The organism is Pseudomonas sp. TE3786 (assembly GCF_054057335.1).
Window position 1 is genome coordinate 95,582 of the sequence record NZ_JBSRZF010000020.1, and the last position, 6,297, is coordinate 101,878.

5 protein-coding genes are annotated in these 6,297 nt (G+C 61.6%); 3 read left to right on the forward strand and 2 right to left on the reverse strand.

Features of this window, described 5'->3' with window-relative positions; all coding sequences use genetic code 11:
• Window positions 1-78: 78 nt before the first annotated feature.
• Window positions 79-1,560: a glutamate--tRNA ligase gene (gltX, locus tag ACVW0Y_RS19830; RefSeq protein WP_457440726.1), complete on the reverse strand. Its 1,482-nt coding sequence runs from the start codon at window positions 1,558-1,560 to the stop codon at window positions 79-81.
• A 69-nt stretch (window positions 1,561-1,629) separates the two neighbouring features.
• Window positions 1,630-2,556 (reverse strand): LysR family transcriptional regulator, encoded by a 927-nt coding sequence (locus tag ACVW0Y_RS19835; RefSeq protein WP_457440728.1) that lies wholly within the window; start codon window positions 2,554-2,556, stop codon window positions 1,630-1,632.
• A 105-nt stretch (window positions 2,557-2,661) separates the two neighbouring features.
• Here ACVW0Y_RS19835 and ACVW0Y_RS19840 point away from each other — a divergent pair, with 105 nt between their 5' ends.
• From ACVW0Y_RS19840 to ACVW0Y_RS19850, 3 genes are read left to right on the forward strand one after another with little or no spacing between them, the layout of a single operon-like run.
• Window positions 2,662-3,708, forward strand: a complete 1,047-nt coding sequence (locus ACVW0Y_RS19840) for an HlyD family secretion protein (protein ID WP_457440729.1) — start codon at window positions 2,662-2,664, stop codon at window positions 3,706-3,708.
• 49 nt (window positions 3,709-3,757) lie between these two features.
• Window positions 3,758-5,248: an MDR family MFS transporter gene (locus tag ACVW0Y_RS19845; protein WP_457440744.1), complete on the forward strand. Its 1,491-nt coding sequence runs from the start codon at window positions 3,758-3,760 to the stop codon at window positions 5,246-5,248.
• 56 nt (window positions 5,249-5,304) lie between these two features.
• The gene (locus tag ACVW0Y_RS19850) at window positions 5,305-6,207 is read left to right on the forward strand and encodes an EamA family transporter (protein WP_457440731.1); all 903 of its coding nucleotides are present in this window, start codon (window positions 5,305-5,307) and stop codon (window positions 6,205-6,207) included.
• Window positions 6,208-6,297 lie beyond the last annotated feature (90 nt).

Here is a 6,297-nt window from a genome sequence, read left to right on the forward strand (position 1 = left end):
CCAAGAATCGTATTTTTTATGCTGGCAGAACAACTACTTACCCTGCCCCGCCAGCATTTTCCATACTTCGAACGGGTGTCAGGCGATGCTCGCCAGCAGCTTTTCCCACTCCTTGGTTTCCTTCTTCGACACCCCACCCAGCAGCTCGATGGCTTGACGCAAGCGGAAGCGGGTGAGGTCCGGGCCGAGAATTTCCATGGCATCCAGCACCGACACCGAACTGGCCTGGCCGGTGATGGCGACAAACATCAACGGCATCGCATCACGCAGTTTCAGCTCCAAGTGCTCGACCACCGCCTGAATGCAGCCGGTGATCTTGTCCTTTTCCCACTGACGAAGCGCTTCGAGCTTCCACAGGATCAACTGCAGCACCTGGCGCACCTGCTCGGGCGACAGTTTCTTGTGCTCGAACAAGGCAGCATCCAGCGGCAAGGCGCCGGCAAAGAAGAAGTTGGCCAATGGCGCGACCTGGCTCAGGGTTTCCACGCGCCCCTGAACGTGCGGAGCGATCCGCATCAGGTACTCGGGGTTCAACGCCCATTTCTGCACCTGAGCGGCGAAGTCTTCAACGCTCAGTTCGCGAATCCACTGACCATTGAGCCAGGAGAGTTTTTCCAGATCGAAGATCGGCCCGCCCAGCGACACGCGCTGAATGTCGAAGTGCTCGACCATCTCGTCCAGGGTGAATTTCTCCCGCTCATCCGGCATCGACCAGCCCATACGGCCCAGATAGTTGAGCATCGCCTGGGGCAGATAACCCATGCGCTCATAGAAGGTGATCGAGGTCGGGTTCTTGCGCTTGGACAGCTTGCTCTTGTCCGGGTTACGCAGCAGCGGCATATAGCACAGCTGCGGCTGCTCCCAGCCAAAGTACTCGTACAGCTTGATCAGCTTCGGTGCCGACGGCAGCCACTCTTCGCCGCGCAATACGTGGGTGATGCCCATCAGGTGGTCGTCGACCACGTTGGCGAGGAAGTAGGTGGGCAGCCCGTCGGTTTTCATCAGGACTTGCATGTCCATGCGGTCCCATGGGATTTCCACGGTGCCACGCAACATATCCGGCACCACGCACACGCCTTCGGTCGGCATCTTCATACGGGTGACATGGGGCTCGCCGGCGGCAATACGCTGGGCCACTTCGGCGGCTGGCAGGTTCATGCACAGGCCGTCATAGCGCGGGGTTTCTTTCTTTTCGGTTTGCTCGGCACGCAGCTTGTCCAGGCGCTCGGCGGTGCAGAAGCAGTGGAAGGCATGGCCTTTCTCCACCAGTTCGGCGTTGTATTTCTGGTAGATCGGGCCACGCTCGCTCTGCCGGTACGGGCCGTGGGGGCCACCGACGTCCGGGCCTTCGCTCCACTCGATGCCCAGCCAGCGCAGGGCGTCGTAGATCTGCTGCTCCGACTCGCGGGTGGAGCGCACCTGGTCGGTGTCTTCGATACGCAGAATGAACTCACCACCGTGCTGACGGGCAAAGCACAGGTTGAACAGCGCGATATACGCGGTGCCAACGTGGGGATCGCCGGTGGGCGATGGTGCGATACGGGTGCGTACTTTAGTCATGGACAGTCTCGAATCAGCAGATCAATTAAGGACACCTCACCGCTGGCGCTGAGGCCGGCGAGCGAGAAATCAGAAAGTGGGCGGCAATGTTACCAGCCGCACCACGGAAGGCTCCAGCAAACCGCCTTCTTCCAGGCGCAGGCTGCGCATCAGAAAGTCGAGAAAGGCTTTGACCTTCATCGCCTGGAAGCGCCGCGACGGGTAAACGGCATACACCTCGCCCACCGGCAGCCGCACTTGCGGCAGCAGCTCGATAAGTTCGCCGCGTACCACCTGATCCTCACTGAGCATCAGCGGCAGCGCGGCAATGCCCGCACCGGACAACGCCGCCTCGCGGGCAAAGGTCAGGTTGTTGCACGACAACACGCGCTGGCAGGGGATGTTCTCGCCCAGCAGCGGCCAATAGCGGATGGAGTCCTGCGGCAACAGAATGGCGCGGTGCCCGGCCAGGTCCTCGACCTTGCGTGGCGTACCGTGGGCGGCCAGGTACACCGGGCTGGCACACAGCCGGCGGCCACTGGAAAACAGCTTGCGGGCGATCAGGGTGGAATCCTGCGGCTGGCCGATGAGGATGGCGATGTCCACGCCCTCCTCCAGCGGGTCCACATGCCGTGAGGTGATTTCCACCTCGGCGGAGATCTGCGGGTACTGCAGCATAAAGGCCCCCAGCACGCGGCCGAGGAACAACTGGCCAAACTCGATGGGCGCGGTAATGCGCAGCAAACCGGAAGGTTCCTGCTGCAACTGCATCACCGCCTGCTCGGCTTCAGCGAAGTCGAGCATGATCTGCCGGCAGCGCTCGTAATAGGCCTGCCCTACTTCGGTCAGGCGCAATTTGCGCGTGGTGCGGTTCAATAAGCGCACGCCGAGGCGCTCTTCGAGCAAGGCGATTCGCCGGCTTACTGTCGATTTTTGCATCGCCAATGCCTGCGCCGCCTGGGTGAAACTGTGGCATTCCACGACCCGGGTGAAGATCAGCGCATCATCCAGCCCCATTATTGTTCCCCATAAGCAACAAAGTTTCTGAATTGTATCGGCTACTTAGCTGCATGGAACACTGTTAGATTCCCTTACACTTTTGCCCGCCCTTCGAGCACCAGAATGCCTGCCAAATTGCAACGTCGACTTTTCCTGTTTATCGCAATCATTGTCCTAGTAGCCGGTGGCTTCTTTGCACAGTGGTTTTTTGTCGGTCGTTTTGTCGAAACCACCGACAACGCCTACGTTCAAGGCGAGATTACCCGCGTTTCCAGCCAGTTGAGCGCACGCATCGACAAGGTGCTGGTGCACGACAACCAGCATGTGCAACAAGGCGAGCTGCTGGCGGTGCTGGACGCCGAGGACTTCCGCATTGCCGTCGACCGCGCCGAAGCTGCCCTCGCCACTCGCGAAGCCGAGCTGGCCCAGTCGCAAAGCAAGCTGACCCAACAAGACAGCATGATCGCCGCCAGTGCTGCCGACGTGAGCTCCTCCGAAGCCACCCTCGGCCGCGTGCAGATGGACCTGTCCCGCGCACAAACCCTGCGCAAACCCGGTTATGTATCGGAAGAGCGGGTCACCACCCTGGCCGCCGACAACCGCGTGGCCCACTCGCAAGTCAGCAAGGCTCAGGCCGATCTGCAGGCCCAGCGTCAGCAGGTGAACTCGCTGAACGCCGATATCAAGCGCCTGCAAGCGCAGATCAGCAACGCCCGCACCGACCTCGAACAAGCCAAGCTCAACCTCAGCCGCACGGAAATCCACGCCCCCATCAGCGGCATGATCGGCCAGCGCGCCGCCCGCAACGGTCAGTTCGTGCAGGCCGGCGCTTACCTGATGTCGCTGGTGCCGGATGAAGACATCTGGGTACAGGCCAACTTCAAGGAAACCCAGATCGGCGACATGCAGCCCGGCCAGAAAGCCGAGCTGGAGTTCGACGCCTACCCCGGCAAGCCGATCGAAGGCACCGTGCAGAGCCTGTTCGCCGCCTCCGGTGCGCAGTTCAGCCTGCTGCCGCCAGACAACGCCACCGGCAACTTCACCAAGGTGGTGCAGCGCATCCCGGTGAAACTGACCTTTGCCGCCGACAACCCGCTCAAAGGCAAGATCCGCCCAGGCATGTCGGTTAGCGTAAAAGTCACCATCAAGGCGGACCACAGTGGTAGCTGACGCCCTGGTTCGCCCGGAAGGCGAACCCACGCGGCGCGACTGGATTGCGGTGATGAGCGCCATGCTCGGTGCCTTTATGGCCGTACTGGATATTCAGATCACCAACTCCTCGCTCAAGGATATCCAGGGCGCGCTGTCGGCCACCCTGGAGGAAGGCTCGTGGATTTCCACCTCCTACCTGGTGGCGGAAATCATCATGATCCCGCTCACCGCCTGGCTGGTGCAGCTGCTCTCGGCGCGGCGTTTGTCGGTGTATGTGTCCATCGGTTTTCTGATCTCTTCCCTGCTCTGCTCCATGGCCTGGAATCTGGAGAGCATGATCGTCTTTCGCGCCATGCAGGGCTTTACCGGCGGCGCGCTGATCCCCCTGGCGTTCACCCTGGTGCTGATCAAGCTGCCGGAAAGCAAGCGCGCGGTGGGTATGGCCATGTTCGCCATGACCGCCACCTTCGCGCCCTCCATCGGTCCGACCCTGGGCGGCTGGCTGACGGAGAACTGGGGCTGGGAGTACATCTTCTATATCAACGTGCCGCCCGGCCTGCTGATGATCGCCGGCCTGCTCTACGGTCTGGAGAAAAAGGCACCGCACTGGGAGCTGCTGAAAAGCACCGACTACGCCGGCATCCTCACCCTGGGTATCGGCCTGGGCTGCCTGCAGGTATTCCTCGAAGAAGGCCACCGCAAGGACTGGCTGGAGTCGGCGTTTATCGTCACCCTCGGCAGCATCGCCCTGATCAGCCTGATCAGCTTTGTCATCGTGCAGATGTCCAAGCCCAACCCACTGATCAACCTGCGCATCCTCGGCAACCGCAATTTCGGCCTGTCGAGCATCTCCAGCCTAGGCATGGGAGTTGGCCTGTATGGCTCGATCTACCTGCTGCCGCTGTATCTGGCGCAGATCCAGGGCTACAACTCGATGCAGATCGGCGAAGTGATCATGTGGATGGGGATTCCCCAGCTGTTCCTGATTCCCTTCGTGCCCAAGCTGATGAAGTTTATTTCGCCGAAATGGCTGTGCGCGGCGGGCTTTGGTCTGTTTGGTCTGGGCAGCTTTTTGTCCGGGGTACTCAACCTCGACTTCGCCGGCCCGCAGTTCAACCATATCCAGCTGCTGCGCGCCTTTGGCCAGCCACTGATCATGGTGACCATCTCGCTGATCGCCACCGTGTATATCAGCGCCCAGGACGCCGGCTCGGCCTCCAGCCTGTTCAATATCCTGCGCAACCTGGGCGGTGCCATCGGTATCGCCCTGCTCGCCACCCTGCTGGATGCACGGACCAAGATCTACTTCGACTACCTGCGCGAAGCCATTGTGCCAAGCAACCCGCAAGTGGCCGAACGCCTGAACAGCCTGACGCAAACCCTGGGCAACGAAACCGCGGCGCTGGCCAAGCTCAGCGAGATCACCCATCAGCAGGCGATGATCATGGCCTACAATGACGCCTTCCATTTTGTCGGCCTGGCCCTGGCCATCAGCATGATTGCCGTACTGCTGACCAAAGCGCTGCCGGCGGGTGCCACGGGCGGCGCAGCCCACTAACTCAACCCATTTACGCCGCGCCGGCGCTCTGCCGGCGCAGGTCTTTCAGGTTCCCCATGTCTTCCTCGCTCTCCCCTCGCGCCCATTCGCTGGTGCTACTGCTGTCGTTCGCTGCGGTATACATCGGCTGGGGCACGACTTATCTGGCCAACCACTTTCTGCTGCTGGAACTGCCGCCGTTTGTCATCGTTACCCTGCGCTTTTTCCTCGCTGGCAGCCTGGCGCTGATCTGGGTATTGGTCAGTGGCCAGGCGCGGATTCAACGCAGCGACTGGGGCGGTGCCTTTATCGGCGGGCTGATGCTGATCACCGTCGGCCAGGGTGCCCTGCTCTACGCCAACCAATACCTGCCCACCGGTTTACTGGCGATGCTCTACACCACCCTGCCGATCTGGAGCGTGGCGCTGGAATGGCTGCTGGGTGATCGCCCGCCGCTGTGGGTGTTGTGCGGCCTGACGCTGGCCTCCATCGGCATCGTGCTGCTGATGAGCAACGGCCTGGGCCACGCCGCCAATGCTCAGCAATGGTTTGCCGGCAGCCTGGTGGTGGCCGCCACCTTGATGTGGGCGGTGGGTGCCTGGTTGCTGCGCAGCCGGCCCTCGTTCCGCTCCACCTGGCTGGGCATGAGCCTGCAGATGCTGATTGGCGCGCTGATGCTGGCGCTGTTCGCCGCCTGGCGTGGCGAGTGGAGCGAGCTGCATCTGAGCCAGCTGTCGCTGCACGGCTGGTGGTGGCTGGCCTACCTGGTGTTGCCGGTCAGCCTCGGGGTGTACCCCGCCTACTTCTGGCTGCTGCGTGAAGTACGGCCGAGCCTGGTGTCGACCTTTGCCTTCGTCAATCCGGTGATTGCCCTATTGCTCGGCTATCTGCTGCTAGGCGAAAGCCTGGGCATGGCGGCGCTGGTGGCGTGCCTGGTGACGCTGGGTGGGGTGATGTTGATTATCTTCGGCCGTCGCTGATGCGCTTTTGCTTTTATGGGAGGGGGGTGGGGCGCGCGGGGGTGTTGTTTAAAACTCGGGGGGGGAGGGCCCCCCCCCAAAAAACACGAC

Coding starts and splice junctions, on each gene's coding strand:
- ACVW0Y_RS19840 (WP_457440729.1), top strand. CDS start 2,662: ATGCCTGCCAAATTGCAACGTCGACTTTTCCTGTTTATCGCAATCATT.
- ACVW0Y_RS19850 (WP_457440731.1), top strand. CDS start 5,305: ATGTCTTCCTCGCTCTCCCCTCGCGCCCATTCGCTGGTGCTACTGCTG.
- gltX (WP_457440726.1), bottom strand. CDS start 1,560: ATGACTAAAGTACGCACCCGTATCGCACCATCGCCCACCGGCGATCCC.
- ACVW0Y_RS19835 (WP_457440728.1), bottom strand. CDS start 2,556: ATGGGGCTGGATGATGCGCTGATCTTCACCCGGGTCGTGGAATGCCAC.